The organism is Candidatus Symbiopectobacterium sp. NZEC135 (assembly GCF_025962695.1).
In genome coordinates, this window is sequence record NZ_JAGFPF010001153.1 from 1 (window position 1) to 686 (window position 686).

Annotated in this window: 1 protein-coding gene; it reads right to left on the bottom strand. The window is 56.0% G+C overall.

The window, feature by feature from the left end; genetic code table 11:
• Window positions 1-85 precede the first annotated feature (85 nt).
• Window positions 86-686 (bottom strand): NCS2 family permease (locus tag J5224_RS33030; RefSeq protein WP_264629129.1); only part of this gene is annotated, 601 nt, incomplete at its 5' end.

Below are 686 nucleotides of genomic sequence, written 5' to 3' on the forward strand. Positions count from 1 at the left end.
AGCCACGTTGCAGAGAAGGTCCCTTCGGTTTGACATAAAAAAAGCCCCGCTAGCGGGGCTTTTTTTTTACTGACGGCGCGGGTGATTAATGCGCGTCGATAAAGATAAACTTCAGCAGGAACAGCGCCGCAACCACCACCACACAAGGGCTGATTTCACGCCAGCGCCCGGTTGCCGCCTTCATCACCACATAGGAGATAAAGCCCAGGGCAATCCCTTCGGTGATGGAGAAGCTGAACGGCATCATCACCGCAGTAATGAACGCAGGCACCGCTTCGGTAAGATCGTCCCATTTCACGCGTGCCAGGCTCGAGGTCATCAATACCCCAACATAAATCAGCGCACCTGCCGCCGCATAAGCGGGCACCATGCTGGCCAACGGTGAGAGGAAAATCACCAGCAGGAACAGAATACCGACCACAACCCCAGTCAGTCCGGTGCGCCCGCCAACCGAGACACCGGAAGAGCTTTCGATATACGCGGTGACGGAGGAGGTGCCAATCAACGAACCGGCCACCGAGCTGATGCTATCAACGTAAAGCGCCTGCTTCATCCGTGGGAATTTACCGCGCGCGTCGACTAACCCGGCTTTATCCGTCACACCAATCAGGGTGCCGGAGGAATCGAACAGGTTTACCAGCATAAAGGAGAAGATCACGCCGGAAAGCGCCAAATTCAGTGACCCC